Origin of the sequence: Shewanella mangrovi, from assembly GCF_000753795.1 — a bacterium.
Classification (GTDB): domain Bacteria; phylum Pseudomonadota; class Gammaproteobacteria; order Enterobacterales; family Shewanellaceae; genus Shewanella; species Shewanella mangrovi.
The window spans coordinates 227,722-244,130 of the sequence record NZ_JPEO01000002.1 but is presented as its reverse complement, the minus strand read 5'-3'; the positions used below and the strand labels follow the sequence as shown (position 1 = coordinate 244,130).

Sequence of the window (16,409 nt, the reverse complement as noted above, 5' to 3'; positions counted from 1 at the left end):
ATTGGCTAGGCGCTGCAGCATACAAAGTAACACGCGTTAGCTTGCGCTGGTCAGCCAAAGCAGTAGTGCCACGATGACGGGGACGGCTAAAAAATATCGCCGATTCAGCAAGATGCCAATTTGTGCACTACTAAAAAACAGCAGCAACAATGCCCAGTTGTGTAGTGAGAACAGTTGAAACCACGCAATGAGGGCGAAGGCGATACCGCTATAGAGCCATAAATAGACGATGGCGGACATGGTGCGTCGCTTCTTGCTCTGCGGTAAGGCTGCTAAATAGTAGTGGTAAGTCTCATGTAATTTTTGTAGCTCAATCAACTTACTTGCGAGCAGTATGGCGATAAAAAAGCAAAAGGTATTGGCGACCGCTGACTGCACTTCGCGACTCACCTGTGAGATAAAGCTGTCGCTAATGATGAGCAGCAGCAATAAAGCCACTAAGCGCAGTAACTGGGTAAACCAGCCTTGTTTATCCGCTTTGAAATAGAAAATGCGATTTAAACGGCCCGCCGCAGGACGAATACCGCGTTGTTTTAGACTGGTCATTACTCGCCGCACGGGCGAACCCATCGTTTGCTCTAGCGCCAGAGCAAGCAGCCAAATGGCGAGTATTGTCGCAATCGACAGGTTTGAGCTGGCGGGCAGCAACAGCAACGGCATCAGTAACAGACTCAGCCAAGGATAACGCCGATAAACTGCTATCCAACTGTAGTATCCACTCAAAACCACCAGAGCTGTTAGCGGCAAAAAGTTCAGCCACACATCCGCATTAACGCGCAATAGTTGATCTTCGTGTATTGCGGCGAGATAGCCCCAAAAAGCCAAAGGTGCCAGTAATAACAAATTGGCCGCATAAACCATGAGACGTAATTCGATAAGCCGATGTTTGCGGCGGCTGATGGGGAGCGAGTTAAGGTAAGGTTGGTAGGTCGCGGCGGTAATGCCGTCACGTTGCAACAGCACCCAGCTATGCAACAGCAGTTGGTAGCCCCACAGCGTAATAAAATATTGTCGTGGTTCAGTGGAGGGATCCGCCAATATGCCAAGCGCAACCAGCGCCAGAAACGGCAATGCTTGTATCGCCAGCGGAAACAGCGCTACCAGCGCAATGCTGATTTGCTGCAAGCTTTCCCGCCACGTGTGCAGGAACGTGCGGTAAATGCGGTAGCGAAATTGCCAGTAATTCATCACGATACATCTGCGCCGTGCTTGAGTTCACTTATCGCAATATGGCAGATGGCGCGGTCGGCGATCTGTAGTGGTTCGTGACTGGCGATGATCAACTGTCCGCTAAAGTCTTGTAAAAATCGAAGCAGGGCGGCACGACTTGCATCATCAAGCCCATTGAACGGCTCGTCCAACAGCAGTAATTGTGGTTGGTGCAAGATTGCGGTCAGTAAACTCAGTTTTTTCTCATTCCCCAGCGATAGCTCACCAATTTGCGAATTAAGAAAGGGAGTCAGACCCAAATTATCCACCCAAGTGGTATCCAAAGTGCAGTTGAACATATCGCAGTGAAACTGCAGTAGCTCCTTTGCTGTGTAAAAAGCGGGTAAGGCAACTTTGGTAGCGCTGATGCCGATGTTAGCTTTTTGCGCTAGCGCAGTGACCGGCTGCTGATTAAAGCTCACATGGCCTTGTGTGGGAATGAGTAGCCCGGCAGCAATCATCAAAAAGGTGGTTTTGCCACTGCCGTTGGGACCAGTGATAAGCGTAATTGGCTGCTGAAAAATCTGTGAGACATTATTTAGTAATGGCGCTTTCGCCAGTGCTGAAAAACGGTGACTCACCGAGTGAAACGCAAGTTGATGCACGCCAGTTCCTTGGCCATGTTAAGTGATTGCATAGTGGCATGCTGCCATAGCTAGGTCATCATATACAACGCTGATATGACAGTATTCTACTGAATTTACGCAATAAAATTTTATCTGTCGGTTTGAAAGTCGTGTTACGCTGCAGTGAACAAATGGCGCTGTACCCTCATACTCAACTCAAATAAAGCGCTGACAAAAAATAAAAATGATAATTACAGAGGTTTGTTAGATGAAACATGCAATCAAGTTGCTCAGCTTAGCGGGTGCCAGTTTGCTGGCATTTAATAGTGTTGCGGCAGCGCCTACATCTACCATTAAGCCTAAAGTGCTGGTGGTCACTATGTTTGGCAGTGAAGCTACGCCGTGGCAGCAACAGGCGAAGTTAAATCAGCATTACACGTTGGCAGGCTTGAGCAATAAATATCCTGAGTTGCAGTGCAATGATGCCGGCTTGTGCATGCTTACCACCGATATGGGCTATGCCAATGCCGCCAGTACACTCATGGCGGTGGTGCTTAATCCGCAGTTAGACTTGCAGCAAAGCTATATCATTATTGCTGGCATTGGTGGGGTTAACCCAGCGTATGGCACCTTAGGTTCAGCGCATTGGGCGCGTTACGCCGTTGATGGTGGGTTAGTGCATCGTATGGATGCGCGGCAGATGCCTAAAGGCTGGCAACATGGACTATTCGCACTGGGTGCCAGTCAACCGGGTGAAGCACCTAAATGGCGCGCAGGGACTGAAGTGTTTCAGTTGAATGAAACCTTGCTGCAAAAGGCCTATCAACTCAGTAAAGATGTGTCATTACTCGATACACCTGAGGCGCAAGCCGATCGGCAAATCTATCCGGCGGGTTCGATAGCCGCAGGCGCGCCCTTTGTGTCGATATGCGATACCGTTTCAGCCGACACCTTTTGGGTCGGCAGTAAGATTGCCAGCGCTATGGAACAGCATGCGGCGGTGCTGACTGAAGGCAAAGCGCACATCTGTACCACTCAGATGGAAGATAACGCCAGCCTAACAGCGCTAAAACGGGGCGCAGACGCCGGAAAACTAGACTTTAACAGATTGTTAGTGCTGCGCACTGGCTCTGATTTTGATCAGGAAGGGCCGGGTCAAACTGCCGCAGACGCACTGGCTGCGAATGGCAGTGGTTACAAGCCAGCGGTGATCAATGCCTATCGTGTTGCCCATGCGGTCAGTGAGCACATCATTCAGCATTGGCCGCAATGGCAATCGGGGATCTAAGGATTATCTAACGATGCCGATGAACTGTCGTCTAGGGTGGCAATGCGCGCCGCTAACTCAATGCGGATTTGTTTAACTAAGGTTAGTGCACTATCAAATTCATAGCTGCTGACTCGTCCTGCCAGCAAGCGACTCAGCGGCGCGTTTGCTATCTCAAAACACGCTTTATGCTGTGAGAAATAGTGCTCTGCTGCTAAATCATAATCCTGTAGCAGCGTTGCAAGCTGCTGCAGCTTTTCATCTATCTGCTGCAAATCGTGGGCACTGCATGGTGTTGGTTCGGCAGGGATAATGGTATCAGTGGCTCTGCGGTTTAGGTCGTTAACGCGATGTACGGCATTGGCGTTAGCATCAATAGGCAGACAGAGGGTTAACCAAAAGGTGCTCCCTTCGCCCGCTTCACTGTTGACGCCAATTTCACCGCCCATCAAATCCGCAATATGCTTAGAGATGGTGAGTCCAAGTCCGGTGCCACCGTACTTACGTGTTATCGATGTGTCTGCTTGTTGAAATGAATCGAAAATACGGGTTTGCTGCTCAGCCGTTAAACCGATTCCGGTATCTTCAACACTAAAGTGTATTTTCAACTGCTGACCGTCGTTTTCAATGACGTTAACGCGAATGGTGACATCGCCATTTTCGCTGAATTTAATCGCATTGCTGACAAAATTGAGCAACACCTGCTTTAGCCGCAGCGGATCGCCTATCACCGGTGGCAGCGATTCTTTGAGGCGCAGATGTAAGCGCACACCGTGGTGACTCGCTTTGTATTCAAACAGATCGCGCACATCGTGAACGATGGCATTGAGATCAAACGGGACTTGTTCAATCTCAACCTTACCCGCATCGATTTTTGACAGGTCGAGAATGTCGTTGATAAGTGATAGTAGGTGGCGGCCTGATTTATCAATTTTCAACAAGTGACTACGCTGCTCGAAATCCAAATTGGAATTCATCAACAGATGTGCCATTCCCAGAATAGAATTCATTGGTGTTCGGATTTCGTGGCTGATATTAGAGATAAACTGGCTCTTCGCCACATTAGCATTTTCTGCTTGCAGCTTGGCCTCTTTTAGCGCGCTGGTGAGTTTGTCTAATTTGTTGCCCATGTGGTGAATGGCATCGGCGGTATCATCAATTTCTTTCAATTGAAAACCATCGTGCGAGACGTTGAAATCGCCGACACTGACTTTATCGACCATGTCGCGCATTTGTGACAGTGGCTCAGCAATGGCGCGGCTCATGCGTTTTGAGGACACCCAAATAAAGGCCAAAAACAACGAGTAAAAGCCGATCAAACCGGCAATCAATAGATAGCCAATATGACGATACTTATTTTCTAAGGCACGAGATTCGGCATACATCTTGTTTTCATCGACAATAATCAGCAGTTGCCACTTGGTTTGCGGAATGCTCGACCACGCAACCAATTTTTGTTCGCCGTGCAGCATTGTTTGTATAATGCCCTGTGGTTGTTGTCTGAGCTGTTGACTCAGCTCCGCGGTGTCGCTGCGTTTATTGAGATTAAAATCATCTGGCTTAAACACCTCTTTCGTAATCGCTTGCTGATAGTCGTAATCGGTCAATTCTTTTAGACCAAAATCCTTTTCCCCTTTGGGTGGTAGCGCCATGATGCTGCCATTTTCACTTGTCAGTACCGCATAGCCATCCCAAGGTACGCTGAGGCTTTGAATGTTTTGAATAATCCTGCTGACAGTTAAATCAAATCCGACTACACCCTCGAGAAAATCAGCCTCATATACAGGCGCTACTGCCGATGCCATCCAACCTTGGCCTGCAGGGTCGATATAAACGTCGGTCCACACCACATCGCGCTCGGGATTATGTTCGGCATCTGCCAAATAATAAAAGTTGAATTCAGGAATGTTCATATTGGGGGGGAATTGCTCCGCCGCATCTACCCAAGGATAGATGCGGTTATAGGAGTCCCAACTGTTGAAATATACGGCGGCGACTAACGAATTACTTAACTTAAGCTGCTGCATCAGCGGGTCGAGCTGCGCCAGCGTGTAGACTTTATCAAGTTCTTTATGTTGTGTGAGTGCCGAGTAATAGGAGGAGGCGCCACCTAAGTCCTGCCTTGAATACAGCACACCCGCATCACTCAGCGCCAGATTTGCAGCTTCACTTGGATTAGCGCTGAGACGATGTGCCAGCACACGCTCTGCTTCGCGGCGATAAAGATTGGTAAGCTTGCCGATGTTCTCGAGTTGTTCGCCGATGATTTTTGCTTCACGGGTGGAAGATATTTGCAGTTCGTTATTCACCTGTTGATAGATGTACTGCATGTTGTCGTTACTAATAAAATGGTTACTAAGCAAATAGATAGCAATCAGCACCGACTCCACGACAATAAGCGGGATAATGCCGGTCTTTACCATCGAGCGCCAAACCCATACTTGGGTACTGATATTCTGTGTCATTCCTGTTCCACTGTTGGCTGCTTAGTCACTTAGTTTTGGTAACGCAATGCAATCTCGTATAGCTCATTGGATATTGTGGCAAAAGCGTCGACAATATCTGGGTCAAAATGGCTACCTCTACCCGCTAAAATTAACGCGACTGCATCCTGATGGGTAAATGCAGGTTTGTATACGCGGCGACTGATTAATGCGTCGTACACATCGGACTGCCATTAACCGAGCGGAGAGCGGAATTGCTGTACCCGCGAGTCCTGTGAGATAGCCATTACCGTCCCAATGCTCATGATGATAATAAGCTATTTCCTTAGCATATTTAAGAAACTCCATCTTTCTACCCGTGACCACTTCCGCTTTTTGTATAGCTTGGTGACCAATAGTCGTGTGGGTTTTCATAATCTCAAATTCCGCTTCGGTAAGTTTGCCTTTTTTCAACAAGATAGTGTCTGAGATACCAATCTTACCTATATCATGCAGTGGCGCGGATTTATACAGCAGATCTATGGTGACCGGATCTAACTGGGCAGCGTACTGCGGATGCAAACTTAGCTGTTCGGCAAGGCGTTTGATGTAATTTTGGGTGCGGCAGATGTGATTACCGGTTTCGTTATCGCGGGTTTCTGCCAGTGAAACCATGGCATAAAAGGCGATATCTTGGATCGCTTGTACGTCCTCTTGCTGCTTCAATACTTCACGGGTGCGGCGCTCCACCTCTTTGCCGAGCGCTTGGTTTTCGCCTTTGAGCAGGTCTTGCGCAATTTTTAATTGAATATGGGTGTTAACGCGCGATTTTATAATATCGGGATTGAGCGGCTTGGTAATGTAATCAACGGCGCCAAGTTGTAAGCCGAGAGTCTCATCCAGTTTTTCGGTTTTGGCGGTAACGAAGATCACTGGAATATGCTGCGTCAGCGGGCTGGATTTTAGATGACGACATACTTCAAAGCCGTCCATATCAGGCATCATCACATCCAGCAGAATTAAACCGGGCTGGCTGATTTCCGCAACATCAATACCGCGTGCACCACAGTTGGCGCCTTTTACTTTGTAGTCATCCTTAAACAGTTGGTACATCAAGTGCAGATTATCGGGAATATCGTCTATCACCAGCAAGGTTGGGGGGGATGACGTCAGTTGTTCCATCCGCAAACTCCATCAAAGACACTGATTAAAGCTTAGCGTGAATTTTCAAATAACGTGAATCACGACCTTGGTCGCAGAGCTGCGGTGCGGGCAGTGAAATTGGGCGATGAAGGCAAACACTGGCGATGATCGCCAGTGTTTGCCTCGATACTAATGACTGGCGAAGAGGGTGTCTTCCAAAGAACGGCCATTGAGCAGTAAACGATAAGGCCAAGCTTGCTGCTTACACAGGGTGAGCAACTGCAGATCGAGTTCGGTGGCTGATTCTTGATACTCAATCACAAAGGTGTGGTGGGCAGCGATATTGACCTTAATAACACCGGGTTGCTGAGCAAGCATTTGTTGTACCTGTTGGTCATCAGCTTGTTGTAGCTGCAAGGTGTAATAGTGGCTGGCATGATTCCCCGCAGCAATCGATACCTGCTGTTTTAACGCTCCTTGCTCAAGGAACACCACTTGATCGCATAAGCGTTCTAGCTCATCAAGATTATGTGAGCTGACGATAAAAGTGGTGCTGTCAGATAGCTGGGCAATCAACTCTCGAATGATGCGCGCATTGGCCGGATCAATCCCCGCCGTAGGTTCATCCAATAAAATGAGCTTTGGACTGCCAATCAACGCCTGAGCGATCGCAACACGTTTGCTCATACCGTGACTTAGTGCCGTTGGTTTTTGTTTCAGCGCGTCACTCAGTTGCACCAAAGATAATACTCTTGCGGCCTCTCTTTTCGCGGTCTTGGCTGACATACCACGCAGTTGCGCAAATAAACTGAGCTGCTGCTCAAGGGTAAAATCAGGATCTAGCTTGGCGTCTTGCGGCAGGGCACCAATATTATTGCGCAGCGATGGGTGGCCTGGGGCATATCCCAGCACTTCAATGCTACCAGATGTTGGCCGGATATAGCCCAGTAATAGGCTGAACAGCGTGGTTTTACCTGCGCCATTTGGTCCGACTAACGCAATGGGGTGACCTGCTTCTAAGGTGAGATCAACATTGTTGAGCGCCATCTTACTGCCGTAAGCACGGCTGAGGTTTTGGCATTTAATGAGGCTCATACATCGCTCCTTTTAAACGCATAAAACCCCAGCGCCAGAAACACTAAGCACTGTGCCAGTGGCAAGCCCAAGTGGCCAATTGCTTGCAGCGGTGTACTGCTGTAGAGCACGCTGGAGAAGGCGCCGGGCAGAATGTAGTCCAGATAGCGCAGCGGCGCGAACAGAAAATCGGCCGACCAAACGACAATAGACAACAACGTGAAATACAAGGTGGCGTAGACAATGGCTTGTTTGCTGCTTGATGCGATCACTGACAACAGAGACATCAAGGCTATGTATGGTAATAACACCGCCAGCAACACAATCCACATGGCTGTACCACTGATAATGGCGTTTCCAACGAGGTGCGCATCACGCGCAATCGCCATCAGCATAGTGACAATCACCGTAGCGCCACTCAGTAATGCCATCACCGCAAAGGCACCACAGAACCGGCCGAAAAATAACGCGGTGCGGCTGCAGTGCAAACTCAAATAGCGAAAGGTGCCACGGTGGATATCATCGGCGAACTGGCCAGCGGCCAATAGGATGGCAAACAAGGGTTGTAGCATAATGGCGAACACCCAATAAAGGGCATATTCAGCAACCGGCCAGTTGAAGAGGCTGCTGACCGTGCCTTCGCCGAATAATTCCAGCACCATGTCACGCGTCTGTGGTTGTTGCATGACATTGACGGCATCGCGCACGACAAAGAGCAGTAGCAACAACCAGAGTAAAACGTAAGCGGCTAATGTCATTAGCCCTTTGGTTTGACTAAGTAAACGGCGTATTTCGACCCACGCGATGAGGCCTATTTGCCTGAGCGTTGAACTGTGTAATTCCGTAGCAGGGTTCATGTTTATCCTTTGCTGGGGCTATCGTTCGAGTAGCTCGGCTAATTGCTGTTGTAACGCCGCAACTTGGTGTTCTAATTCGTTGACGCGCTGCTCTAAACTGCTGCGTTGGTGACTTGATACCGTGGGCTCGGCCGTCGTCGATATTGCGAAATCTTCGATATCAGTAAAGGTTTGCGCATAACGGACTTCACGTTTACCCGCTTCCTTGGCTAATTGCACGAGCCAAGATTTTTGCTGCATTTGGGCAATGGTGTTTTCTACCTGTTGCAGATCAGAAAATTCATACAGACGTTGGCAGCGGGTGCGCAGTTCGCCGGCCGTTTGCGGGCCGCGTAGTAGCATGACGCAGACGACAGCGCGTTCAGCGTCGGAAAACTGCAAATCAGAAAATTCAGTGTTGCAAAAACGGTGCTGATATTTACTAACGCGACTGCCAAAACCGTTGGCCTCGGTAACTAGTCGCTGTTGTTGTAAGCGACTGAGGGTATCTAACACCTCTGATTCGCTTAACTCCAGCACTGGGTCGCGACTGGTCTTCTGATTGCAGGCGAGTGTCAGCGCGTTCAGCGACAGTGGGTATTGATCCGGTGTGGTGGTTTCTTTTTCAAGCAAGCAGCCAATGACTCGCGCTTCCAATGCATCTAATTTCATCCGTTATAATTCTCCGTTATTCGCGTTGCGTCTAGCAGTGAGAGGACCTGTGCCACATTCACTCAATCGGCGGCGTGAATGCCGTCTTCCGCTATTTCAATCTTGCCCGCTTTATATAAGCCACCGATGGCTTTTTTAAAGGCTTTTTTGCTCATGCCTAACTCGGCGTAAATGACCTCGGGCGAGGTTTTGTCACCAAAGGGCAAAAAGCCATTGGCTTGGGATAAGCGTTTAAGGATCTGCTGCGATTGCACGTCTAACGCTTGTCGATCATTTTTCTGTAGCACTATGTCGAGCTTGCCATCGTTTCTCACTTGCTTGATATAGGCGGTTAGCTGCTGACCATAGCGCAAGTTACGGAAGATATCGCTTTGGTGAATCACCCCCCAGTGACGCTGGTTGACGATAACCTTCTGACCTAAATCCGATTTACCCGCAACAATGACGCTAACTTGTTCACCATTACGGTAATTCGCTGGCGTTTTATCGATGAACTTGTCTATTTTGGCGGATGCCACAATACGATCATCGGCGCGGTTAACGTGTACATAGACCAGATAGCTGCGGCCTTCTTCGGCCTGTTGCCGTTGTTCAGCAAACGGCAACAGCAAATCTTTATCTAATCCCCAATCGAGGAAAGCGCCATAGCTCCCCGTAGCGACGGTTTTGAGATAGGCAAATTCGCCGACTTGCGCCAACGGCTTCCGTGTCGTGGCGATTGGCGTGTCTTCTGAATCGAGATAGAGAAAGACTTCGATTTCGTCGCCAATTGCGCATTGCTCCGGCACATATTTACGCGGTAACAGCACTTGTCCAAAGGCTCCGCCATTCAGGTACACACCGAATTCAACTTGTTTTACCACCGCTAAACGGCAGGTTTTTCCCAACTCGACCATGATGATCTCAAATAGTGACGCTAAAGATGTCCATGATTATACAGTAATGCTTGGCCAAGGGCAGAAGTGAAATTGGCCAGTTTTTATGCGCTTAAAAGCCTCAAGAATGAAAAACAAAAAGGGCCGCCCATTAGTTCAGCTTTTTTTGATTAACGCGATGAATTTAAGTACTATTCCTAGCGGATTGTTGCCAGAGATTTTCGCGCTTTCGGCGCAGTGCAGTAAAAGCTATCGAATCGTAGCGATTCTTGCTTGCAATCTTTACGGTAGCAGGGTTTAATTGCGCCGTTTTATGGACGTGCTGACGCCTGATTAGCACTTTCGAGTTATTGGGTTTTATGGTTTATGAGTCATTAACCGTATTTGAGCAGACATATCAATGCGGGGTTAAGAGGGTTTTTAGCTAATGCACAACCATTTATTTGTTGCACTTTACCGAAAAGTGCCAGAAGACCTGGTAGCTGTCGGCTGTCATTACGATGATATTAGCTTGAAGCACCTTACCCTTATCCGCATCAATTCTGGCCGCGAAGAGGCCAATAATACCCACTGATTGTTGTCGCCATTGCGACAGTCGTTCCCGGTCTTTCACGATGAAAGTCACCGGGTGTTAAGCGTTTTCTTTTTTGTCCCGTTGTCGGAACCGCTAATGCAGAACAAAGAGCTTTATTACGAAACACTGCACCAAGGCTATGGCCAGTATTTTGAAGTTAAAAAGATGCTGTTTGAACAGCACACAGAACAGTGGCATTTGAGTATTTTTGAAACCAATGCGCTGGGGCGAGTGATGGCGCTTAATGGTGCTATTCAAACTACCGAACGGGATGAGTTTATCTATCACGAAATGTTGACCCACGTGCCGTTACTGGCTCATGGTCACGCCAAACGGGTGTTGATTATTGGCGGTGGCGACGGTGGCATTTTGCGTGAAGTGGTGAAACACCGCGACGTAGAAGCGATTACCATGGTGGAAATTGACGCCGCTGTGGTCGATATGTGTAAAAGCTATTTTCCAAAGCATTCGGACGGTGCCTATGATGATCCTCGGTTAGCACTGGTGATCCAGGATGGCTTGGACTATGTTCGCTCTGCGGCAGATAAGTTTGATGTGGTTATTTCCGACTGCACCGATCCCGTCGGGCCAGGCGAAGTGTTGTTTAGTTCAGAGTTCTATCAACATTGTAAGCGTCTGCTGAACGACAACGGGATTTTTGTGGCGCAAAACGGTGTGCCGTTTTTGCAAGAAGATGAAGTCAGTAATACTGTACGCCGTATGCATTCTTATGTGAAAGATTGTACGTTTTACCAGGCAGCAGTGCCGACCTACGTCGGTGGCATCATGACCTTTGTGTGGGCCACGGACGACATCGCGGCCAAGCAGCTGTCAGTCGCAGAACTCGAAGCAAGATTCACACGGGCAGGGCTGGCGACCCGTTATTATACGCCAGCTTTACATCAGGCAAGTTTTGCGCTGCCTGCTTACGTTCAACGAGCGGTAGCGTCTGCGCTGACGATTACCGAATAACCACTATCACAGGCTGAATATAATGAGTGATTGGTCAATTGATGATGCCCGTACCGGATACAATGTAGCGTACTGGAGTCAGGGATATTATGGGGTTAACGACGAAGGTGAGGTAACCGTTTCACCAGATCCATCAAACCCCAACAGCCGGATCAGTTTGAACGAGCTGGCCAAAGACATGGTGAAAGCTGGCGTAAGTATGCCGGTATTAGTGCGTTTCCCGCAGATCCTGTTTCAGCGCGTGGATAACCTGTGTCAGGCGTTTAACCAAGCGATTGAACGTTATGACTATGGTTCAGATTATCTGTTGGTTTACCCGATCAAAGTCAACCAACAACAAGCAGTGGTGGAGGAGATCCTCGCCAGCCAAAAAAGCAAAGTGGTATCGCAACTCGGACTTGAAGCCGGCAGTAAGCCTGAGCTGATGGCGGTGCTTGCGATGGCACAAAAAGCCAGCTCAGTGATTGTCTGTAATGGTTACAAAGACAAAGAATACATTCGCCTCGCGTTGATCGGTGAGAAACTCGGACACAAGGTCTATATCGTTTTAGAGAAAATGTCTGAGCTCAAAATCGTTTTGCGTGAAGCCAAAGAGCTTGGGGTTACACCGCGTCTTGGCTTACGTGCCCGTTTAGCATTCCAAGGTAAAGGTAAATGGCAGGCGAGTGGTGGTGAAAAGTCCAAATTTGGTCTGTCAGCGGCACAAGTACTGAAAGTGATTGACGAGCTAAAAGAAAACGACATGCTCGAATCGCTGCAACTGCTGCATTTCCATCTGGGCTCGCAAATTGCCAACATTCGCGACATTCGCCATGGCGTAGGTGAAGCGGCACGTTTCTATTGCGAGCTGCGTAAACTTGGCGCCAAGATTAACTGTTTTGACGTCGGTGGCGGTTTAGCGGTGGATTACGATGGTACCCGTAGCCAAAGTAATAACTCGATGAACTATGGCCTGACTGAATACGCCAACAACATTGTTAGCACACTTGCTGATGTATGTGCGGAATATGAGCAGCCCGTTCCGCGCCTGATTTCCGAGTCAGGTCGTTATCTGACTGCGCACCATGCGGTATTGATTGCGGATGTGATCGGTACCGAAGCCTACGCGCCGGAAGTTATTCAAGCGCCTGAAGACGAAGCGCCGCAGTTACTGCACAATATGTGGCAATCGTGGACCGATATCAGCGAACGGGGCGATACCCGGGCACTGATTGAAATCTTCCACGACTCTCAGTCAGATTTGGCCGAAGCTCACTCACTGTTTGCTTTGGGGCAACTAACGCTTGAGCAACGCGCTTGGGCAGAGCAGACTAACCTGCGCGTTTGTTATGAGTTGCAAGGGATGATGAGTGCCAAAAACCGCTACCATCGTCCAATCATTGATGAACTGAATGAGAAACTGGCAGACAAGTTCTTTGTTAACTTCTCGCTGTTCCAGTCGCTACCGGATGCATGGGGTATTGATCAGGTATTCCCTGTGCTACCGCTCAGTGGTTTGGATAAAGCGCCTGAACGTCGTGCAGTGATGCTGGATATCACCTGTGACTCTGATGGTACTATCGACCAATACGTGGACGGTCAAGGCATCGAAACCACGCTGCCAGTGCCAGCGTGGAGTGCGGAAAGTCCTTATCTGTTGGGCTTTTTCCTCGTTGGTGCTTATCAAGAGATCCTCGGTGACCTGCATAACTTGTTTGGCGATACCAATTCAGCCGTAGTACGCGTTGATGAACACGGTTTACCAAATATTGAAACGGTATATGCCGGTGACACAGTGGCGGACGTATTGCGTTACGTGAACTTGGATGCAGTGTCATTTATGCGTACCTATGAAGAGCTGGTAAACACGCACATTGAAGAAGATGAACGTGCATCCATCCTCGAAGAGCTGCATTTAGGCATCAAAGGTTACACTTACTTAGAAGACTTTGCTTGATAGTGTGAGTTTAGTTTGGAGCCGCATTTTTGCGGCTCATATCAGGTACAGAACATGTTTTTTGAAGGTTCAGAAAAAAAAATAGAAATCATAGTGACACCAGAAGCGCCTTCACTGCGTTTGCTTGGCCGCCCATTTTGGGAGTCTATGGTTAGTAAGGCGAATGCCGAGATCCTGTCTTCTGTCAGCAACGATTTTTGTGACGCTTACTTGCTGAGCGAGTCCAGCCTGTTTGTCTGGGATGATCACTTTCTCATGCTAACCTGTGGCACCACCACCTTAGTCCATGCTGCAACACATTTTATCGACACGGTCGGCGTTGAAGCGATCGCCTTTGCCAGTTATCAGCGTAAAAACGAATATCTGGCGCATCTGCAGGCGTCGTCGTTTGCCGATGATCTGCAACTGCTACGGAAAAAGATCTCGGGGAAAGCCTACCGTATCGGGCATTTAGACTCGCATCATCACTATATCTTCTATACCGACAAGCCATATCAGGCGGAAGCGACTGACATCACCAATGAGTTATTGATGTATCACATCAGTGGTGAAGCAGCGCAATATCTTGCTTCCTCTGGCCAAACAATTGAAGAAGTGCGTAAGCGCTTGTGTCTGTCACAAATACTGGGTGACTTTGCTATCGATGACTTTCTGTTTGAACCTTTTGGCTATTCGGTTAATGGTATTCGCGGTAAGGAATACTTCACTATCCATGTAACGCCGCAGGAAGATACGTCGTACGTCAGTTTTGAAACCAACCTTGATTTAACCCAGCATGGTGAAGATGTGTTTGCCACCTTGTTGCAAGCCTTAGCGCCGGGATGCTGGGATATTATCGGTTTTAACACTACACCCAATGCTCAGGATTTTCCGTCACATGTGCGTTTAGGCAACTGCCAAATGTGGATGGAGCAGGGCTATGATTTACACTTTAGTCACTACCAGCGTTGTGAACACCAACATTTACAGCCAACAGAGCTGTAAGCTGCACGTTATTGATGAGGGAACAGCATGTCAGATTTGAGTGATATTCGGCGCGAATACACTAAAGGTGGATTACGGCGAGCCGATCTGCCAGCAAGCCCATTTACGCTATTTGAAACCTGGATGCAGCAGGCGGTAGCCGCGCAACTAACTGACCCCACAGCGATGGTGGTGGCAACCGTGGATGAGCAGCATCGTCCATTTCAGCGGATTGTGTTACTCAAACGGTTTGACGAAAAAGGCTTTGTGTTTTTCACCAATCTGGAAAGCCGTAAAGCACAACATATTGCGCATAATAGCGCGGTAAACATTCTGTTCCCGTGGCATCCGTTGGAGCGACAGGTAGCGATTAATGGCAACGCCACTAAGTTGTCTGCCAGCGAAGTGCTCAAATATTTCTTATCTCGGCCGAAAGACAGCCAAATAGCGGCCTGGGTGTCGAATCAGTCGGCGAAGATTTCCGCTAGACAGGTGTTAGAGTCAAAATTTTTAGAGATGAAAAACAAGTTCTCAAGTGGTGAGGTGCCGTTGCCAAAATTCTGGGGCGGTTATCGCGTGGAACCTGAATCTATTGAATTTTGGCAGGGCGGTGAAAAACGTCTGCATGATCGCTTTTTATATAGTCGTGAAAGTGATAACAATTGGACGATCGATCGACTCGCTCCTTAATCCTACGACCAAGTTGCATCCGCCTGTTGCGTGAACTAACTTTAAGTTAACTCGTTCAAGGGTTTAATTGACGTTAAGCGTGAATTAACACAGGGGGCGGCAATGCTCAAATGGCTGACAACGCTGTTACTGCTAATACCGTTTGCACATGCAGCAGACTGGCAGTTGGATAAATCGCAATCTCATCTTTACGCCATTTCCATTAAAGCAGCAGAAATTGCTGAAGTTCATCGCTTTACAATTGCCAGTGCCAGCCTTAAAAATGACCAGTTATTCTCCTTGAAGGTTGAATTGGCGTCGGTCGAGTCAGGTGTTGAGCAACGTGATGAGCTGTTACGCAGCGTGTTGTTTGAAGTCGCCAAATACCCTGATTTTCGTTTATCGGCATCACTGCCTGATGATTGGTTGGCTGGAGTGCCCTTAGCACGGGTAACACCATTGGATATCAATGGGACGTTATCGTTACACGGGGTTAAGAGAACTGTGCCGCTGAAGCTTAACGTCGTCAAAATTAGCGAACAAGCACTGTTGGTGGTCGCTGATGAACCCGTGATACTCAATGCGCGTGATTACGGCTTAGTCGGCGGGTTACATAAATTGGCACAGATCAGTCAGTTAGATGATATCTCGAATTTAGTGCCGATTAACTTCACTCTAGTTCTGAGAAAAGATGACTAAACCACAACAAATTTACGCCGGATCAATGTCTGTTCGAACATACCTAATTAATAATGAATTGGTTACAATAAACCTTATCCCATTAAGCGACCGAGACAGGCTTCTCGATGAGTAGGAACGATGGTTACAGATAAAGACGGGTACGCACATCTGATTCAGTATTTAAGTGAGAATTTAGAACTGTTCACCAATGTGGGCACAGATCCGAGTGATAATACTGTTATGGAGTTGTTCGAAGAACAGCTGTCGGCACAGATTATTATGATTTGCGGTCAGAATCCTGAGTTATCGTTTGCTCAACGTAACACTATTATTCGGGAAATCGATGCAGTAGTTTACGATTTGGAAGAAGTACTGGGTAAAGTGGCAGGACAACCTGCGACGGTTGAGCAGATCCATTTTATCAGTGAATTTTCTGGTCTTATCAAAAACTTATTCGATCAAGAAGTTCGCGAAATGTTGAACTAAACGTGCAGATCACTGCTGCATAAAAAAGCCCCTGATGTCAGGGGCTTTTTGTTGAATATTGCC

15 protein-coding genes are annotated in these 16,409 nt (G+C 48.1%); 7 read left to right on the top strand and 8 right to left on the bottom strand.

The window, feature by feature from the left end; all coding sequences use genetic code 11:
• Positions 1-36: 36 nt before the first annotated feature.
• The gene (locus tag HR45_RS03585) at positions 37-1,188 is read right to left on the bottom strand and encodes a DUF6136 family protein (protein WP_037439797.1); all 1,152 of its coding nucleotides are present in this window, start codon (positions 1,186-1,188) and stop codon (positions 37-39) included.
• A complete protein-coding gene (locus HR45_RS03580; protein WP_063355087.1) occupies positions 1,188-1,814 on the bottom strand; it encodes an ABC transporter ATP-binding protein in 627 nt (208 codons plus the stop codon). The genes HR45_RS03585 and HR45_RS03580 overlap by 1 nt, the downstream gene beginning before the upstream one ends.
• Positions 1,815-2,043: 229 nt before the next feature.
• On the opposite strand from HR45_RS03580, the gene HR45_RS03575 reads away from it, so the two are divergent.
• Entirely contained in the window at positions 2,044-3,063 is a 1,020-nt protein-coding gene (locus HR45_RS03575) for a purine-nucleoside phosphorylase (RefSeq protein WP_037439796.1), read from the top strand.
• Here the strand turns inward: HR45_RS03575 and HR45_RS03570 are convergent.
• The 6 genes from HR45_RS03570 to HR45_RS03545 all read right to left on the bottom strand — a co-directional run bounded on the left by HR45_RS03570 (position 3,060) and on the right by HR45_RS03545 (position 10,086).
• Positions 3,060-5,507: a sensor histidine kinase gene (locus HR45_RS03570; RefSeq protein WP_052074462.1), complete on the bottom strand. Its 2,448-nt coding sequence runs from the start codon at positions 5,505-5,507 to the stop codon at positions 3,060-3,062. The genes HR45_RS03575 and HR45_RS03570 overlap by 4 nt on opposite strands.
• 117 nt (positions 5,508-5,624) lie before the next feature.
• Complete coding sequence (locus HR45_RS03565; protein ID WP_241461045.1) at positions 5,625-6,647, bottom strand: response regulator; 1,023 nt, start codon at positions 6,645-6,647, stop codon at positions 5,625-5,627.
• Positions 6,648-6,797: 150 nt separating this feature from the next.
• Positions 6,798-7,703 carry an ABC transporter ATP-binding protein gene (locus HR45_RS03560; protein WP_037439795.1) on the bottom strand — a complete coding sequence of 302 codons (906 nt, stop codon included), beginning with the start codon at positions 7,701-7,703 and terminating at the stop codon, positions 6,798-6,800.
• Positions 7,700-8,539: an ABC transporter permease gene (locus tag HR45_RS03555; protein WP_037439793.1), complete on the bottom strand. Its 840-nt coding sequence runs from the start codon at positions 8,537-8,539 to the stop codon at positions 7,700-7,702. The genes HR45_RS03560 and HR45_RS03555 overlap by 4 nt, the downstream gene beginning before the upstream one ends.
• A gap of 18 nt (positions 8,540-8,557) precedes the next feature.
• Positions 8,558-9,190, bottom strand: coding sequence for a YceH family protein (locus HR45_RS03550; RefSeq protein ID WP_037439791.1), 633 nt, complete (start codon positions 9,188-9,190; stop codon positions 8,558-8,560).
• Between the two features lie 62 nt (positions 9,191-9,252).
• Positions 9,253-10,086: a CvfB family protein gene (locus tag HR45_RS03545; protein ID WP_037439790.1), complete on the bottom strand. Its 834-nt coding sequence runs from the start codon at positions 10,084-10,086 to the stop codon at positions 9,253-9,255.
• Between the two features lie 649 nt (positions 10,087-10,735).
• Here HR45_RS03545 and speE point away from each other — a divergent pair.
• The 6 genes from speE to HR45_RS03515 all read left to right on the top strand — a co-directional run bounded on the left by speE (position 10,736) and on the right by HR45_RS03515 (position 16,346).
• Positions 10,736-11,611 (top strand): polyamine aminopropyltransferase, encoded by an 876-nt coding sequence (gene speE / locus HR45_RS03540; RefSeq protein WP_037439788.1) that lies wholly within the window; start codon positions 10,736-10,738, stop codon positions 11,609-11,611.
• 22 nt (positions 11,612-11,633) lie between these two features.
• A complete protein-coding gene (speA, locus tag HR45_RS03535) occupies positions 11,634-13,547 on the top strand; it encodes a biosynthetic arginine decarboxylase (protein ID WP_037439786.1) in 1,914 nt (637 codons plus the stop codon).
• Between the two features lie 54 nt (positions 13,548-13,601).
• On the top strand, positions 13,602-14,531 hold the full coding sequence (locus tag HR45_RS03530) for an adenosylmethionine decarboxylase (protein WP_037439784.1): 930 nt from the start codon (positions 13,602-13,604) through the stop codon (positions 14,529-14,531).
• 27 nt (positions 14,532-14,558) lie between these two features.
• Positions 14,559-15,200 (top strand): pyridoxamine 5'-phosphate oxidase, encoded by a 642-nt coding sequence (gene pdxH / locus HR45_RS03525; RefSeq protein WP_037439783.1) that lies wholly within the window; start codon positions 14,559-14,561, stop codon positions 15,198-15,200.
• 102 nt (positions 15,201-15,302) lie between these two features.
• Entirely contained in the window at positions 15,303-15,878 is a 576-nt protein-coding gene (locus HR45_RS03520; protein ID WP_037439781.1) for a YceI family protein, read from the top strand.
• 120 nt (positions 15,879-15,998) lie between these two features.
• Complete coding sequence (locus HR45_RS03515) at positions 15,999-16,346, top strand: DUF3802 family protein (protein WP_037439779.1); 348 nt, start codon at positions 15,999-16,001, stop codon at positions 16,344-16,346.
• Positions 16,347-16,409: the final 63 nt, after the last annotated feature.